General features: G+C 50.4%; 14 protein-coding genes. 13 read left to right on the top strand and 1 reads right to left on the bottom strand.

From position 1 onward, the window contains the following. Window positions 1–75: 75 nt before the first annotated feature. The 13 genes from BM438_RS22130 (at window position 76) to BM438_RS22070 (ending at window position 15,778) form a co-directional block, all read left to right on the top strand. Window positions 76–810 carry a hypothetical protein gene (locus BM438_RS22130; protein ID WP_093637763.1) on the top strand — a complete coding sequence of 245 codons (735 nt, stop codon included), beginning with the start codon at window positions 76–78 and terminating at the stop codon, window positions 808–810. Between the two features lie 104 nt (window positions 811–914). Beyond that, window positions 915–2,087, top strand: a complete 1,173-nt coding sequence (locus tag BM438_RS22125) for a polysaccharide biosynthesis/export family protein (RefSeq protein WP_244179424.1) — start codon at window positions 915–917, stop codon at window positions 2,085–2,087. Beyond that, complete coding sequence (locus BM438_RS22120; RefSeq protein WP_208620687.1) at window positions 2,084–2,524, top strand: low molecular weight protein-tyrosine-phosphatase; 441 nt, start codon at window positions 2,084–2,086, stop codon at window positions 2,522–2,524. Before BM438_RS22125 ends, BM438_RS22120 begins: the two co-directional genes overlap by 4 nt. A gap of 15 nt (window positions 2,525–2,539) precedes the next feature. Beyond that, window positions 2,540–4,783 carry a polysaccharide biosynthesis tyrosine autokinase gene (locus tag BM438_RS22115; RefSeq protein WP_093637755.1) on the top strand — a complete coding sequence of 748 codons (2,244 nt, stop codon included), beginning with the start codon at window positions 2,540–2,542 and terminating at the stop codon, window positions 4,781–4,783. Between the two features lie 81 nt (window positions 4,784–4,864). Continuing rightward, window positions 4,865–6,112: an oligosaccharide flippase family protein gene (locus BM438_RS22110; protein ID WP_093637752.1), complete on the top strand. Its 1,248-nt coding sequence runs from the start codon at window positions 4,865–4,867 to the stop codon at window positions 6,110–6,112. A gap of 219 nt (window positions 6,113–6,331) precedes the next feature. Further along, window positions 6,332–7,414: a Coenzyme F420 hydrogenase/dehydrogenase, beta subunit C-terminal domain gene (locus BM438_RS22105; RefSeq protein WP_208620686.1), complete on the top strand. Its 1,083-nt coding sequence runs from the start codon at window positions 6,332–6,334 to the stop codon at window positions 7,412–7,414. 1 nt (window position 7,415) lies between these two features. Continuing rightward, complete coding sequence (locus BM438_RS22100) at window positions 7,416–8,663, top strand: polysaccharide pyruvyl transferase family protein (protein WP_208620685.1); 1,248 nt, start codon at window positions 7,416–7,418, stop codon at window positions 8,661–8,663. 26 nt (window positions 8,664–8,689) lie between these two features. Then, window positions 8,690–9,676, top strand: coding sequence for a glycosyltransferase family 2 protein (locus BM438_RS22095; RefSeq protein WP_167378432.1), 987 nt, complete (start codon window positions 8,690–8,692; stop codon window positions 9,674–9,676). A 14-nt stretch (window positions 9,677–9,690) separates the two neighbouring features. After that, window positions 9,691–10,875 (top strand): glycosyltransferase, encoded by a 1,185-nt coding sequence (locus BM438_RS22090; protein ID WP_167378431.1) that lies wholly within the window; start codon window positions 9,691–9,693, stop codon window positions 10,873–10,875. Then, window positions 10,868–12,157: a hypothetical protein gene (locus BM438_RS45580; protein ID WP_093637739.1), complete on the top strand. Its 1,290-nt coding sequence runs from the start codon at window positions 10,868–10,870 to the stop codon at window positions 12,155–12,157. Before BM438_RS22090 ends, BM438_RS45580 begins: the two co-directional genes overlap by 8 nt. After that, complete coding sequence (locus BM438_RS22080; RefSeq protein WP_167378430.1) at window positions 12,154–13,269, top strand: glycosyltransferase; 1,116 nt, start codon at window positions 12,154–12,156, stop codon at window positions 13,267–13,269. The genes BM438_RS45580 and BM438_RS22080 overlap by 4 nt, the downstream gene beginning before the upstream one ends. Before the next feature lie 19 nt (window positions 13,270–13,288). Continuing rightward, window positions 13,289–14,431, top strand: a complete 1,143-nt coding sequence (locus BM438_RS22075; RefSeq protein WP_093637733.1) for a glycosyltransferase — start codon at window positions 13,289–13,291, stop codon at window positions 14,429–14,431. Window positions 14,432–14,437: 6 nt separating this feature from the next. Then, window positions 14,438–15,778 carry a DUF4832 domain-containing protein gene (locus BM438_RS22070; RefSeq protein WP_093637730.1) on the top strand — a complete coding sequence of 447 codons (1,341 nt, stop codon included), beginning with the start codon at window positions 14,438–14,440 and terminating at the stop codon, window positions 15,776–15,778. A 700-nt stretch (window positions 15,779–16,478) separates the two neighbouring features. Here BM438_RS22070 and BM438_RS44925 read toward each other — a convergent pair. Next, entirely contained in the window at window positions 16,479–16,745 is a 267-nt protein-coding gene (locus BM438_RS44925) for a hypothetical protein (protein WP_143131736.1), read from the bottom strand. Window positions 16,746–17,424 lie beyond the last annotated feature (679 nt).

Raw genomic sequence — 17,424 nt, 5'->3', positions numbered from 1 at the left:
ACGGTTTGCAGGGTGTAAGCGACGGACGGGCACTGGTGCCGGTCAATTGTGAATGACTTTCTTTGGAGATAGGCGATGAAGCTTCTAAACGGCGCCACGCTGCGCACGCTGCAGTTCGGATCGATAGTGCTGGCGACCAGTGCGCTGGTTGCATGCGGTGGTGGAACCAGTAGCGGCGGCTCGCCGGTCGGGACGGTGGGCGGTACGGCCGCTGTCGGCGCGGCACTGGCTAACGCGAGCATCACGCTGACTTGCAAGAACGGTTCGGGTAGTGCGACGGCTAATGCCAGCGGCGCTTATACGGCGACGTTCGCGTTTGATGGTCCTTGCGCGATTACGGCGACAGGTGGTGCGGTCACTATTCATTCGTTTGCGGCAGGGGCGGGCACGTACAACGTGACTCCGCTGACCGAATTGCTGCTGGACTACCTTGCGGGACAGTTGGGTACGACGGTTAGTGGGTTGCTCGCCGGGATTACTTCTAATTCTTCGTATCAGAGCGCGCTGTCGAATAGCACGGTGATTGCGAATGCTCAGGCTGCGGTTGTGAAGCTGATCAAGGACACGTATGGGATCACGCTTTCTTCTTCGTCGTTCTTGACGGTTTCGTTTACGCCGGGCGCTCCGGGTGCGGATGCGGATCTCGATACGTTGCTGGCGGCTGGGGCGATTACGAGTAACGGGCAGCCGGCTGCTTCTTTGGTTGCGGCTGCGCAGGCGGCAGGGGCTGCGGCGCCGATTGGTAGTGGGAGTGGTGGGTCGACGGGTGGGACGGGGGGGAGTGGAGGGACGGGGACTACGACGAAGTAATTGACTGAGGTTATTACAAACAATCTTCGCATTCGAGTCGGGTCGTTGTTTGAGACGGCGACTCCACTTGAATGACGAGGGGAGGACCAGTTTGCGAGGGCAGGATGATCACTTTTCAAGAAATAGTAGGTGGAAGGCGCGGATGCCGCGTGGCAAGGGCTAGGACGTTAGGCATTGGTCTGGCCACCTGTGCTGTGTTATCCGCGTGCGCTGTCGCGCCAGGAATGCGCATGTCCGCCCCGGCGACGCTTCCAGTTAGTAGCGCGGATTCTCGCGCACCGGCTGACCAGATCCAAATTCCGATCTCTGACATAAATCTGTCGCTGATTAAACAGATGCATGAATCGGCGGCGGATGACGGCGCACAAGAGGCGAAAGAACTTTTCGATAAGCCAGGTGCGTATCGGCTTGGCGCCGGCGACGTACTGCAAATCACTGTCTGGGACCATCCGGAACTCGCTGCCGCTCTTGGCACGCAGACACAAACGAATACGCGTCCGTCAGACCCGGTGCCTGGATTCATTGTGGATAGCGAGGGGGATGTTCAATTTCCTTATGTGGGTAACGTCCCAGTTGCCGGCTTGCGTGTTGAAGACGCACAGGCAAAGTTAACGCAGCGATTGTCTCAGGTGTTCGTAAAGCCGCAGGTTACGCTGCGCGTTGCCTCCTTCAGAGCGCGACAGGTTTATGTCGACGGTGAAGTCCATACACCAGGTGCTCAGCCAATCAACGACATTCCCATGACCCTCTATGAAGCGATCAATCGCGCAGGGGGGTTCAATCCGACAGCAGATCAGAGTCGAATTTTGCTGGTGCGAGATGGAGCTTCGTACCCCCTCAACCTCTCTCAAATGCTGGAACGCGGCATCAATCCGGCTAATGTGGTGTTGAAGGGGGGGGACATGCTGCGAGTGATGTCGCGTGACGATAACGGCGTATTTGTGATGGGGGAAGTTAACAGGCCCGCGACTGCGCTGCCAATGAAGAGCGGGCGGCTAACCCTAAGTGATGCGCTCTCTCAGGCCGGCAGCCTTAACACTAGCAGTGCCGATGCTGCGCAAGTCTATGTCATTCGCGGATCGTTCGACAAAACACCGAAGGTCTTTCGCCTAGATGCGAGTTCGCCCATATCTATGATCCTCGCCAATCAGTTCGAGCTGCAACCGAAGGATGTCGTCTACGTCGACGGGAACGGACTTGTTCGATTTAGCCGCGTGCTCAATTTGTTGTTGCCTGCAATTAACGCAGGGCTAACAGCCGCAATCGTCACGAAATGATGGAAAAAATTCTGGTCATATGCGAGGGGAATATTTGCCGAAGCCCTATGGTGCAGGCGTTGCTTTCCGTCGCTTTGCCCGAAGTCAAGGTCACTTCGGCAGGACTCGGGGCACTCGTCGGTATGCAGGCTGATCCGCACGCGATCGACTTGATGGCGCAACGAGGCGTTGATTTGAGTTTGCACGTTGCTCGACAGTTCTCGTGGGCGATGGCAAAGGATGCAGACCTTATATTCGCAATGGACTCCGGTCAGAAGAAGGCGGCTGAGAGCGCGTTTCCGTTCGTAAGCGGCAAGGTGTTTCGCCTCGGCGAACACAGCAAGATTGACGTCTTGGACCCGTATCGAAAAGGCCTTGCAGCGTTTGAGCAAGCACTAGCTGCGATTGATCGCGGGATCCTAGATTGGTTGCCCGCACTGAAAAAATTGACTAAATAATCTAAATACACGGCCATGGCAAACTCAACGGAAGCGCAGAGCAATCTGATCCAGAACGAGGAAGACCTTGATTTGATCAACTTCCTCTCCGTTATCTATGATTCAAGATGGCTCATAGCTATAGTGGTTTGCGTCGTAACCGCCTTCAGCGTGATGTACGCATTCCTGGCTAAGCCCATATATGAAGCTAACGTCATCGTTCAGGTTGAGGACTCCGACTTCTCGGCAAAGAACCTGCTTGGTGACCTTAGCCCTCTGCTCGACGCAAAATCGGCGACTACGGCAGAGATAGAGCTGATCAGATCTCGCCTCGTTCTGACAAATGCAGTTTCCTCTTTGCGCCTATTTATAGTCGCTACCCCGAAATACTTTCCGATCTTTGGCTCGTGGCTGGCAGGGCACAACGAGGGCGCCTTGATGGCAGCGCCAAAAGGTACGATTGCTACACCGTTTCTCGGGCTGGACTCCTTCGCTTGGGGAGGGGAAAGCATCGACACGTCTGAGTTCAATGTACCGTCCACCTACTGGGAAAAAGAGTTTACCGTCGTCAAAAGAGACGGCGACAAATACGAACTTTTCGCACCGAATGGCGATCTTGTGCTCAAGGGTACGGTTGGGCGGCAGGCTGTAGGAAGTGTCGATGATGGGCGTGTTAGTTTGACCTTGAAGTCGTTGCATGCTCGTGCGTCTACAAAATTTACACTTATCAGAAATTCTGAGCTCGACACCGTCGAAAAACTTCAGGATAACCTCAAGATTGAAGAGCAAGGGAAGCAGTCTGGCATTTTGAGCGTAACCCTTCAAGGGCCGAGTCCGCTGTTGACGCAAGCAACCTTGAATGCGTTGTCCGCTGAATATGTAAAGCAAAACCTTGATCTCAAATCTGCTGATGCGGCGAAGACGATTGCCTTCTTAGAAAAGCAGCTTCCGGAGCTGAAAAAAGAGCTCGATGAGGCGGAAGAAAAGTATAACCAGTTTAGAAACAAGAGCGGGACCATAAACCTTAGCGAAGAAGCTAAGCTGATTCTTCAGCAATCTGTCGACTCGAAGGCCGCTCTGTTAGATATGGAGCAGAAAAGGCTAGAACTTGCGCAACGTTTCACTCCGTCGCATCCAAGCGTCGTTGCTCTCGATAGTCAAATTGCTTCGGCAAAAGAGCAGGTGAATGCACTGAGTAGCCGCATTGCGACTCTTCCAAACGTGGAACAATCCGCTCTGCGGCTTATGCGTGACGTTGCTGTTGATACAGATCTATATACCGGATTGCTCAACAATACCCAGCAACTTCGTGTCTTAAAGGCCGGGAAAGTCGGCAACGTACGCGTCGTCGACTACGCGCAGCTTTCCGAAAAACCGGTGAAGCCAAAGAAGGCTATCGCTATAGCGTTAGGTATCGTTCTTGGATTTGTGTTTGGTATCTCTGCCGCGTTTGTTCGGAAAAGCCTTCGAGGTGGCGTTGAGAGCGGTGATGCAATTGAGCGCGCAACCGGATTGGCTGTATACGCAGCTATTCCGCACAGCGAGCAGCAACGGCGAATCAATACCGCAATTGGTCGCCACGAAGGTGGGCTTCAGATCCTTGCGGCGCAGTGTCCCGACGACGTCACCGTGGAGAGTCTCCGGAGCCTCAGAACATCACTTCAGTTTGCGATGCTTGATGCACCGAACAATATCGTGGTGGTTACCGGGCCAAGCCCGGGCGTTGGAAAGTCATTCGTCTCTTCCAATTTGGCCGCCGTGCTCGCAACCTCCGGGCAAAAGGTTCTCCTGATCGACCTTGATTTGCGCCGTGGGCACGTACACGATTTCTTCGGAGTCGATAGAGCCGGCGGGATCACGGAACTAATCAGTGGAACGAAGGCGTTAGACAATATCGTCCATTCCGAGATACTGCCAAATCTAGATTTCATTTCGACGGGGGCGACTCCTCCACACCCATCAGAGCTTCTACTCAATAGGCGATTTGCCGAGGAATTGACAGAGCTATCTGACCGGTACGATATCGTAATACTGGATACGCCACCTATCCTGGCAGTAACTGATGCCGCTATCGTCGGCAAGTATGCGGGCACGACGCTTCTGGCTCTCCGGCATGGAAAGCATCCGATGGGCGAAATTGTTGAGTCTGTTCGCCGTCTCCGGCAAGCGGGGGTGTCACTAAAGGGCGTTCTTCTCAACGATTTGCCGCGTCGCTCTCTGGGCTATGGCGGCCAATACGCAGGCTACTATAGCTACACGCACTCGCGCGAGGTTGTTTGAGCATGCTTCCGAACTCGCAAACGAACGGGGGCAGAAAGTGAGTTCCCCCCGTGCCCTGCTACCTCTTGTCGTGAGCGGACAATGAAGCTCATCCACATTCGACAGCTTGGATTGATGACAGTTACGACCGGGGTGCGCCTGGGTGCCAACTTTGTGACCTTGGCAGTGATCGCGCGCATTCTCGGAGCGAATAAGTTCGGCATCTTGATGATCTGGTCAGGTGTGGCAGGTCTTCTGGCTCTCCTATGCAACTATGGTTTCACCTCCTATGTCTTGCGCGAGGTGGGTCGCAGACCGTCATCGAACGTAACGATATTCAGTGGAGTGCTGAGTTCAAAACTAATCGTCGCATGCGCTTTGATTTCCCTTAGCCCCATTGTTTTGCGTTACACGAGCCTGCACAGCTGGATTTTATTCGCCACTTTGCTTTGTGCAGCACTTGTCGACACCTTCATCGAGTTCTTTGGTGCAACTTTGAGATCTGTTGGTAAATACGCTACGGAGTCGAAGTTCTCGCTGCTTGGAGCTGTTTTGTACGGAGGGACGGTGACGTCAGTTGTCATGCTACGGCGCTCGGAGCTCTCGGCGGCAACTGCGATAGTGACCGCTCGTCTAGTGACTGCCATTTTGTTCTTGTTGGCGGTCGTCAGATATCTCCCGGGAAATTTGACGGTATCGCCACGTCGCGGAGTTGAGTTTTTAAAAAAGGCGCGCGCATATGCTTTCGACTTCGGACTGCAGGGTCTTTTTGGACAAATTGATAATGTGATTATTGGATTTTTCTTGGGAGCTTCCTCCGTTGGGATTTTCCAGGCCGGCATGAAATTGACAATCGGACTGTTGCAAGTCGCGCCGATATTTTCAAGTGTTTTTCTTCCGAAATTGTCATCAAAAAATCTAGTGCCCGAGGAGTTTAAGGCAGAGCTGAAAAGGGTGCAAATTGCATTTTTTTCTGTGGGGGGCGTTTCCGCTGCCGCGATGTGGCTATTTTCTCGTGAAATAGTCGATCGAACGTTCGGCGTTCAATATGCGAGTTTGGAAGCGATCCTACCTTGGTTTGGCTTCCTCTTCGTTATCCGCATGATCGCCGCAGGATGGGGGCTTGCTTTGACTGCCGTCGGATTGCAGAGCAGTCGAGTCGCAGTCGGGATCGCCAATTGGATTATCGCCATAGGCCTCGCGGTCATCCTTTTGCCTCGTTTTGGAATAATAGGTTGGCTATATAGCTTGCTGATTTCAAATGTATTCGTTGCCGTGTCATACGTAATAATTTTTAGTCGCTCCGGGCATTCGCGTCAGGTGGTATGTGAAAATAATCTTGGGGTATGACGGTCATTAGTTGAAGTGGTGTTTAATTAAGTTGGATTCGAATAGCATAATTTTATATTCGAAGCGACGAAAATTTTAATCGGGGTTGATATGGTCAAGTCGGGCTTGCTAGAAAGCGTATTGGAGTCGAACTCTTGCACCGGATGCGGCCTATGCGAATCGGCGCTGGATAGCAATCCTGTCCGTATGCAAATGTCGGGTAATGGATTTCTTCGACCTGTGATCATCAAACCCTTGACTCGCGATGACGAAGATAAATTGGCTTCATTTTGTCCGGGCGTTGTTGTTTCCCATCAAAAAACAGAGGGCCAGTTTCACCCCATTTGGGGACCACTAGTTGAGACGCGGGTCGGACATTCCTGCGATGAAGAAATTCGTCGGGTGGGATCTTCGGGCGGAGTTCTGTCTGGCTTGCTGCTGCATTTATTGGAGAGTGGCTCCGTAGATTTTGTCGCGCAGATAGCTGTATCGATACCCGACCCATTGGCCAACGAGCTCCAGATTAGCCGAACTCGCGCCGACGTACTTCGGGCGGCCGGCTCTCGCTATGCACCGTCCGCGCCGTTGAAAGATATCCGATCGATTCTAGACGGAGAAGAGACAGGAGCCTTCGTTGGTAAGCCATGCGACGTTGTGGCTCTCCGTCAATTGGCGCGTGTGGACGAACGTGTGGGAAAAAGGTTTCGATACTTTATTTCGTTTATGTGCGCCGGAGTGCCAAGCCAGAATGGCACGTACGAAGTGCTAAAACAATTGGATATGACGAAAGACGAGGTTGGAAGTTTTCGCTATCGGGGGAATGGCTGGCCAGGGAACGTACGAGCCGTTTCTAAGTCAGGGGACGTGCGAGAAATGGACTATTCCAAATCTTGGGGGACGATTCTCAATCGCTTTTTGCAATTTCGATGCAAGATTTGTCCTGATGGAACAGGTGAATTTGCCGACATTGTGTGCGCAGATGCGTGGTACGGAAAAGACGGTTATCCGGACTTCTCGGACAGAGATGGTCGAAGTCTGATTTTGATCAGAACCGATGTGGGTCGTCAACTTATGGAAAGAGCTACACAAGCTGGCGCGCTTTGCTCGGACGCAATTAGCGTAGGAGAAATAGAGTCAATGCAACCTTACCAGAGCGAACGGAAGAGATTTGCCTTGGCTCGTTTAATCGGGGCCCAGCTCGCATTTGGTCACGCTCCGCGCGTCCGTCGACTAGGCCTGGTAAAAGCTTCGCAATCGTCGAATATGTTTAGCCTGCTAAAAAATTGCGTCGGAACGTATCGTCGGGCGAAAAATGAAAACTAACTTGAACCTCCTGGATAGCAATCGGCCTAGCGAAGACTTTCAAGAATCCGCAATTGAAATTGTGTTGCTTTGGCATTCCGTTACGTCGGATAACTTGGGCGTCGGTGCTTTGACGGACTCGCAAATGGAAATCTGTAAGGCTGCTGCACGACGTGCGAACGTGAGGCTTACGTGCACAGTCCTAGGAACGAAAGGAGGAAGCAGGTATGCCGCAGGCGAAACGTTCGTCGAGCAGGGTCGTAGCCTTTCATTGAAAAATATTTTTTCGCTTGATTCGGAATTTCGTCGCCAAATACGAAAGTGCGACGTTGTTCTTGATATCGGTGAGGGCGACAGTTTTACTGATATCTACGGTCTAAAACGATACTTCTTGCTTCTGGCCACAAAATTACTTGTTCTGGCTGCCGGAAAGCCGCTGATATTGAGCCCGCAGACAATTGGGCCATTTAATCATTGGTGGGCACGTATGGGAGCACGCCTTGTTTTGCGTCGATGCGAAAAGATTGTCGCTAGAGATGGATTGTCGGCCGAGTTCGTCCGGAATCTTGGGATATCAAATAACCTTACTGAAGCGATTGATGTTGCGTTCAGATTGCCATATGAAATCAAATCGACCAGCAAAACTTCGGTTACTCGTATTGGCTTAAATGTTTCAGGTCTTCTGTATTCCGGAGGCTACGATGGCACTAACCAATTCGGACTCGCGTTGGATTATCGCCAATTAATGCGCGGGCTACTTGACGCGTGGACTAGCTGTCCGGAGACGGAAGTGTGGCTCATTCCGCACGTTGTTCCCGACAATATACCAAATGATGATGACAGAGTTGCGATTGAGGACCTACGGAAGGATTACCCTGGCTTAAAGATCGCACCGAGCTTCAGTGGTCCACGGGCAGCTAAATCATTTATTTCGGGTATGGATTTCGTCAGCGGTGCGCGTATGCATGCTTGCATCGCCGCGTTTTCTGCCGGAGTACCTGTGGTCCCTCTGGCCTACAGCAGAAAATTCAGTGGGTTGTTCTCAGCATTAGATTACCCATGGGTAATTGATGCACGCGTTGACAGCACGAAGGATGCCTTAGAAAAGATCTTGGCAGCGTGCAAAAATCGCGCTGAGCTTAAAGCCCGCGTTGGATTGGGCAACGAAATAGCCGCGAATAGATTGATGGATTATGAGAACACGCTGGTAGACGTATTTCTGGCACTTCGCTCTAAAGTCACGCAGCAGTCTAGAATTTGCGAGGTCTGAGGATGCGGCCAAAAACGGAAAATTTAATGGTCGTCGTGGTTGTCCTCAATTGGAACCGCGGTGAGGATACTGTTTGCTGTCTGGAGAGCTTGTATAGGCAGTCTTATACAAACTATTCGGTAGTGGTTGTGGACAACGCGTCTACCGACGATTCGCGCGCGCGTATTTGGCAGTGGGCCAGCAATCAGCCTTCGTTAAGTGAAAGCCGATTCCAAACAACTAAATCAAGTTTGCGCGATGGGGTGCTATTTTCGATTAATCGCGGAGATTTCATTATGGTCAATGCGGAATCAAATGGAGGATATGCCGCTGGCAATAATATCGGGATCAATCTGGGGGTTTCGTCGAGCGCGAAATATATTTGGCTGCTCAATAATGACACGGAGCTACACAGAGATGCGCTAGCGGAATTGGTTGCCGCAGCGGATGATGACGATCGAATAGGGATGTGCGGATCGCTGTTAATTGATTATCGAGAAAGAGAGATCATACAGGCCATCGGGGGCGTCAAGTTCAATGTTTTCAGGGCGAGTGGACGTCAAATTGGAAACGGAAGTCATCTTTCTGACGGCTGTGAAGAGATCACACGTCCCACATACGTTGCCGGTGCTTCATTACTTGCCCGAACTGAAATGGTTCGCGAGATCGGACTTCTTGAAGAGCGGTATTTCTTGTATTACGAAGAGATAGATTGGGCACGACGAGCATCCCAGTGGGAAATAGGCGTAGCGAGTAAAAGCATCGTGTACCACAAGGAGGGGGGGACCATTGGTACTAGAACTTCCGACGGACGGTCGGAACTCTCTCAGTACTATCTGGCTCGAAATATATTGCTTTTTTATTTCAGGTTTCATCGCGCTTTTTACGTGCTGGCGGTATTGAAGGTAGTCAAAGAAATTTTTGCCGAATTGATTAAGGGATCGGGTTTGGCTCGAGTAACACTTCGCGCACTACTGGATGGCCTAAATCAAAAAACCGGCGCCGCGGAAATAGAAATCATAAATCGGCAATAGAGATGGGGATTGACATGAGAGCTGGCTTGACGAATCGCAGTACAAGCACCGTCGCAATGTTTGCACCAACACCTGCCGGGGGCCATGCGTTGTATACGGAAGAAGTGATGGTTGCACTCAATGGCGTCGCTCGTCCTGACAGGAATTATGAGCTTCTCACAAGCCGCGATTTGGACGCAGCAAGACGGAACGCTGCGTATGCGATCAATGACATCTTGCCTGCCCTCAAGTTGCGCGAGAATTTTCGTTTCAAGATCCAGTGGGTGATTTCCCGTCTGACGCATTATTTCCGGCGTGATTTTTTGACCTTCACTTGGTTGCTAAAACGCCCAGATGTTCGGGTGATACATATGCAGGAGTTTGCCACTTGGACCGCCTGGGCCTTAGTTCCAATGGTCCGGATGGCTTTGCAGAGGCGCGTCGGAATAACCGTTCATAATATATATCCTCATCTGTATCCACGATATATCCCACGATTTTTTGTGGATAAAATAAACAAATTTATCTTTTTGAATTGTGAATTTCTGATAGTTCATAGCGAGAAGTTGCGCCATGATCTAATTCAATTCGTGGGGGAATCTCGCCGAGATAAAATTTATGTCGCCCCTCACGGAGTTTGGACTCCCAAAGCAGGTCAAGTCTCGGCGGTAGCTTCTGAGCAGCTTGCGACAGCGTTATTTTTTGGAACAATCAGAAAAAATAAAGGTTTGGATGTACTGCTTGATGCTATGACTTTCTTGTCCAAGAAGGTGCGACTCCTTATAGCGGGATTTCCGGATGACATGGCATATTTTAATCAAATTATCAGGCCAAAGATTGACGCTCTGCGTGTTGATGGTTGTCAGATCGAATTGATTGCTTCGTATATTGACGAAAAAAATTTGCCAGATCTGTTCGCATCCGCCCGGTTGTTAGTGCTTCCTTATCGGGAATTTTCCGCTCAAAGTGGCGTGCTATTTAACGCAATTGCCTTTGGGCTTCCCGTTGTGGCTACGTCAGAAGGCGCTTTGGGGGAAACCGTTGACCGTTTTCGCATCGGCGTCACGATCAAAGAAAATAGTCCGGAAGAAATCGCGGCTGCGATAGAGGCGGTGCTACTTTCTGATTTTAAGAAAACATTTCAGTCTGGATTCGAAGCCGCTCGCGCAGATTTGAGCTGGGACCGTCACGCCGAAATATTGAGCTATATATATGAATAAATATCTCGAATATTCGTCCCGGGAATCTTACTCTCGAACAACCGCATTCGAGAAATTCGTCGGAGTTTTTTCGTTCTGTGTGCTGTTCCCCTATCCCGCATTACCGGTGGGAAATAACACAGGATTGCAATTGGGGCATGTAATCACGATTGCCGCACTATGGCTAATGGCCAAGCGGGTTTTCGTGAAGAAAGATCTTATTGCTTGCTATCTTCTCCTAGTTGTTCCGTCGTTGTTGCCACTGATTCTAGGCCGTCAAAGCGACGTAAACGTCAATGCGACAGCAACGCAGGCTTTTGCGCTTTTGACGGTTATTGCGGCGGGTGGCGCTGTCTCGCGCAAAGGGGCCATACGAAATTTCTGCGTCGGCGCTGCTCTGGCCATGCTCGTCCACGGGGTCGTTGGAATAGTGCAGCAAATATTTTACGTGAACGAGGCCTTCCCGTTTATTCAGATTTATGTTAATCCGTCGTTCGCAGAAATGGAGTCGGGTAAAATAACGGATCTATATGCGGTTTACACGAAAAGGTCATTTGGACTATTTCCCGAACCTTCGTCGATGTTTGCGGTGTTGGCTCCGTGGATTGTTATCTTATTCAATGTCGTATTCGTAGGGAGCTGGAAGATTCGCCGTTTGGAAAGGTTGATATTTATTCAATCGTTAATATTCGGTGGTCTCCTTATATATTTTGCCAAGTCCGGCGGGATGCCGTATCTCGCGCTTGGCATGCTTCCTTCATTAGCTTTGTTTTATAGGAAAACATTACGTCGGCCCTTGCTCCAGAAGCTCGCGATTAGCGTGGTCTCCGCACTAATTTTGGCACTTGCTGTGTACGCATTCCTGATGTCATTTCAAGAGCGGGCGTACGCTGAACTCGACCACGGAGTCTCGTGGACAGAGCGTCTGACATCGATCCTGTTTGCCTTGCAGTCGGTGTTCAGGGGCGATCTAATGCCATTTTTTTTTGGATACGGCTTAGGCGATGTTTCGACTTTGGCTCTGCAGGCGACCGGATCGTCCGGTATTCATAGCTGGATTATAGCTACCTTCATGGGCACCGGCGTGGTTGGTGCGATCGGCATGGCGCTGGTTGGAATGAAGGCGATCAGGAGTATTCGATCTTCATCTCAACGAATGCTCGGATATTCCGTATTTTTTGTTTGGGTGGCATGTGCTGCTTTGGTTACTGGCTACATTCAACTTCTTGGAATGTGGGCAGTTTTAGGAATCCTTTTGCAGTGGAGCACGGCTTTCCCCGCATCGCGGAAGAATTTGCTATGAAAAAGAAAAAAGTGATGTTCGTGATTACGGGCCTCAACATGGGCGGGGCGGAAAATCAAATCGTATTGATAGTTAGGGAATTGTGCCAACTCGGTTGGGAGGTGGCTGTGGTTTCGCTGATTGCACCTCGTTATTTTGTTGACGAGCTGGAGGCGTTCGGTGCGTCGGTATATTCAATGAACATGACCCCGGGAGTTGCGGATCTTAGGGCGATACTTAAATTTGTGTTTCTGGTTAGGAAGTGGCGACCGCAGATTATTCATTCGCACATGTATCATGCAAACGTCTTTGCTCGCATCGCACGGATTTTTTTTCGCAACATTCCATTGGTTTCGACGGCTCACAATATTGATGAATTTGAAGGAAGTCGATTAAAAATACTTGCTTATAGATTGACCAGTCGCTTATCGACCTATATGACCAATGTTAGTCAGGCGGGCTATTTTCGATATGTTTATCTAAAGATTATTGACTCGAAAAAGGGTGGATTTATACCTAACGGGGTTGATACCGAAAGGTTCGATTGGAATTCGGCTACTCGTTCGAAGGTACGAAACATTTTTGATGTGAAGGATGAATTTGTCTGGTTGGCGATAGGGAGATTGGTCCCGGCAAAGGATTTTGAGAATTTGATTGCGGCACTGGCAGAGCTTCGGGAAAGAGGTTGTTCAAAATTTCGCGTGTTCATCGTAGGGGAAGGACCCCAGGAATTCATATTGAAGCAACGAGTGATCGAACTTGATCTTGCCAATAACGTAATCTTCCTGGGGGCGCGTCGCGACGTTCCGGAATTAATGTGTGCGGCAGACGCTTTCGTTATGTCATCAGCTTGGGAGGGTCTGCCGATGGTGATACTCGAAGCAATGGCTAGCGGTCGCATTGTCGTTGCGACTGATGTTGGCGGGGTGGGCGAACTGGTAACTCCACAAGTTGGAAGGTTAATACCGCCACACCAACCAGTTGCTCTGGCTTGTCAGATGTGGGAGGTGATGCAGCTGTCAAATAGTGAAAAAGAGAAAGCGGAGAAGCTTGCGCGAACCTTTGTAAGAAATGAGTTCTCAATAAAAGACGTCGCGCTTCGCTGGGTGGAAGTTTATAACAAAGTAAAATAATAGACCGCAGAGGGAAGAGATGAAAAAAAGTCCGGGGTGTGTACTTCACGTTACGGAAGCATTGGGCGGGGGAGTTCTGTATGCCGTTGCGCAGCTTGTGAATAGTCAAGTCGATCAGGGTTGGGTTGTTGTATTGGCGCACTCCGTTCGGTCAGATACTCCTCCCACTGCCGATCTGGACGAGATTTTTTCGTCACGAGTCAAACGTGTGGTCATACCGATGGTGACTGCACCGGATATTTGGCGGGATTTCTTAGCGATCCTCTTGATTTGGCGCCTTGTAAGACGCGTCAGTCCGACAATTGTTCATCTGCATTCTTCGAAGGCCGGCGTCGTGGGGCGCTTGGCGGGTGTTTTGGCTGGATATCGTCAACGGCTATTTTATACCCCGCACGGATATGCTTTTCTTCGGCAAGATGTTTCAAGAATAAAACGGAAACTTTTTCTATTATTTGAACGTATGGCGACATTCGTTAGTGGAAACGTCATTGCTTGCTCCCCGAGCGAGGCTGAAATGGCAAGGCATAGAGTTTTCGCGCAGCGGGTGCAGTTGGTTGAAAATGCTGTTAGACCGAGAGTGTCAAAGATTGCATCGCTCGAGGAGGGGCGATTGAAAGTTGCTACCGTAGGCCGAATTTCACCGCAAAAGGCGCCAGGCAGATTCAAGGCGATAGCCGATCGGTTCTCGCATTCGCACGCTGAATTTGTCTGGATTGGCGACGGGGAATCAAAGAGTGAATTGATGACGGCGGGTGCCTCTGAACAGACGGTAAGCGTCACCGGTTGGATCAGCCGAGAGGGTGTGCAGGAGACGTTGTTGACAGCCGACGTCTTTCTCCTGCTGTCCCAATGGGAGGGGCTGCCACTCTCATTGATTGAAGCGCAACTAATTGGTTTACCAGCTATTGTCTCCGACATCGATGGATGCAGGGAGGCCGTGATTGACGGTGTCACCGGGTTCGTTTGTCATTCAGACGAAGATGCTGTTTCGGCACTTCAACGCCTGATTGATGACCCTATTCTGCGAGAGAAAATGGGCCGCGCCGCTCGGCTTTTCGCGACGAAGCGGTTTGCCTTGGAAAAAATGGTCGAGGGCACATTTGACGCGTACGGAGTAGATAGGCAAACGGCGCTTGAGAGTGGCTCTCTAGCTAATGGGTAATCAATAATGACGGTCTTAAATTGGAGGTCGATTCTGCGATGCGCAGTATACTTACTGTTGTTGTTCTCTAGGACCACGCCGGCGCATCCTCAGGAAATCTTAACGATCCAACCGACGGAAGATCTTACGCCTTTGATAAATCCTGGGAAGGGCTGGATTTCCTACGATGATCCGTCCAGGAAAACGGCTGAGGAACTATCTCTAACTAGTGTTGGGTACACCAGATTCGCTTGGAGCCAGATCCAGCCAGATGGAGTGGGACGTTTCGACTGGTCGAAGGTGGACGCGTTTATTGATGCATGGACGGCGAAGGGAAAGAAGGTCGCCTTTGGGGTGATGGCTGGAAACACACATTTCGGTGGCGACGGATACGTAACGCCCAAATGGGTTTTCGATGCCGGTGTCCCCGAGCATATTTTTACGATTAATAGCAAATCCGATGCAATGACCGGATCTCCAGGGGTCAAACGAGAGCCGCGAGACTACGACGATCTTATCTTCATGAAATTTCTTGAACAATTGGTTCAGGCGATGGCCTCGAGGTATGACGGCGATCCTCGAATTGAATTTATTGATGTACGGTCATTCGGTAATTGGGGAGAGAGTTTTGATAAATCTCACCTCCTGCTGCATCTAAAATATTTTAAAAAGACTCGTTTGGCACAGAGTAGTCAGAACGCTCTTTGGAGTGAATGGATTGCTTCTCGTGGAGTTGCAGTTCGCCGCGACGGAATAGGGGGATCCCATGGGGAGGAGCTGCGTCCTGCATTTGGGTTGGCTCCGGCGATCATGGAATTTTGGGGGAATATTCCGTACCTTGAGCAGAGGGGATGGTGGGATGATGGACGACTGATTCCAGAGAGCATTGAAATTGGCAAGCCAACTTACATTCAATTTCCGCCGGGCCCAAGCGATATCCTGGTCAAATACAAGAAATTGATAGAGGATGCGACCAATCGCATTGGATTTCATTTTGTTTTGAAGGAGGCAAGCTATCAAGGCTCCGTGTCAAGATCGAAATCGCTACCGATGAAATTTATTTGGGAAAATGATGGCGTTTCAAAAATATTTATGCCGTGCGTTACTGCTGTCGCGTTATTAAATGATTCTGGAGAAGTTGTGCGCGTCTCCACTGTCAACGGTAGCGCGCCAACGAGTTGGGTTCCAGGAAAATCGATCGAAGAGTCGAGTATTGCAAATTTTTCGGGAGTTCAATCGGGAAAGTATAAAATTGCCGTCGGTTTGTTAGCCAGAGAGACGGACAAAATTCCATCTTACAAGATCGCGATAGTGTTGCCCAAGATAGGGAATTGGTATGTGCTCGGCAACATTAACGTGACTCAGTAGAAGCAATTTTCGGACGGGAGTTAATATGTGGGGAGGCCGCCAGTAGCTCTTTTATCAGGAGATTTGGCAGATGGTAGAGCTTCCATTGATGCGACACCTGAGACTTGAGCGGCTTCAGAATTAGCATCGCTGTAGTTAGACTGACCGGAGAATGGCGATTGTGAAGTGCGCGACGTGACGGAGCCTGGTCGGACGCCATATTTGGCCGATGACCCGGCCGTCAAACTCTGACCATGATTAGTGTTTCCGTAGGGTAGCAATGCTTGCACCCTTAATTCAGGATCAGTCGTTGCCTCTTTAAGTAAACTTGGCATCTGATACGACTCGACGAAGCGTTTCTTATCTTCTGTGTCAATTTTCGAGCGACTTTTTCTATCGTTATATCGCTGCGGGTAGTGATTATGAGTTGTGGTAGGGCTGGAATAGGGAGAGTAAAACTCATTCAATGATCCGCGGAGAAGCTCAGGCGAATCTGTCTGCGCGCAGGCGAAATTTGCGGAAAATATGAGTGTAATAAAGACGGTTTTTCGAATCATAATGGTCTGATCCCCTATCGCAGCCGGTGCGCGAATTCTATTTTCGATAATTATACAAAAAAATATTTGAGTTGTCCGTGATAATTGTGGCGAACGGACTTACGGCCTGATTGAATGTCAGTGGCTGCGCGTGGCGCACGTTCCGAATTGGCGAGACACGATCCCTATTTTTTGTAGGAAGCGGTCCGTCTGTCAATGGCGCCGGGAGGGACTGCCGATGAGACTTCGTTATTTGAGGCTTCGGTGACGTTCCAACCTGCGTCTCGAAGGATCTGAGTGTATTCATTCTGAGCTTCACGGGCATCAACGTGGTGTTGCCGACGTGCCTTGACCCGGCGAGCAAAAATGACCACCAGACCTATGCTTAGCGTTATCAAACCACCTGTTTCGAGGATGGTGATAGTCGTATTGACGGCGTTTGGGAATGCCATTTTTTTGTCCGGGATAGGCGATTTGGCCGATGCCTAAGTGCAAAATGCGTTCAATTGCTCGTATCGAATCTTGGGGAACTGATCGCGTTCTTGGCACGAGAGTGGTTGTGAGCGCCCTGCGCGACGCAAGTTCCGTAAGTGGAATTCTCCAATTGTATGGGGAAAATGGTGCGTGCCATCGTGCGCGCCCGTACGTTTGGCCGCTAAAGTCGGCGCTGGCAAGGCGTCGCCCCGCCCGTCATGTCTCTGCGCGGGCGAGCGATGCGCTGCGTGAAGACCTGATCGTCGCGCTTGTTACCGGGCATGATACCTTTGGGGGGCACCTGGCACGAGTTCCAACTGTTTCGAGTCGTCCTTGTCGAATGGCAGGGGCTTAACTCGCTTTGGTTAGGAGGGGTGGTGTGCTGAATGAAATTTCACAAGAATCGAAAAATGCTTTGGTGTTGGGCAGCAAGAGATTCGTGAATATGGGAATTTAATGTTTCTTCACTAGATCGAACCACCGTCTTAAGATATGTCATTGAATTTTCGTCATTCATTGTTGCAATGATTGGAAATCCCCGACGGCTGAGACGTCTATTTTTAGTGCCTCTGTATAACGGCCACTGTCTGCGATTCAATCCGCGTTCTTTGCGTGGGCTTGTCCCCGACACGACAATCGTCTTCCATAGCGATACCC

The sequence above is a fragment of the Paraburkholderia aspalathi genome, assembly GCF_900116445.1.
In the GTDB taxonomy this organism is placed as follows: domain Bacteria; phylum Pseudomonadota; class Gammaproteobacteria; order Burkholderiales; family Burkholderiaceae; genus Paraburkholderia; species Paraburkholderia aspalathi.
The sequence above is the reverse complement of the archived record's forward strand: the minus strand, read 5'-3'. Positions and strand labels throughout refer to the sequence as shown.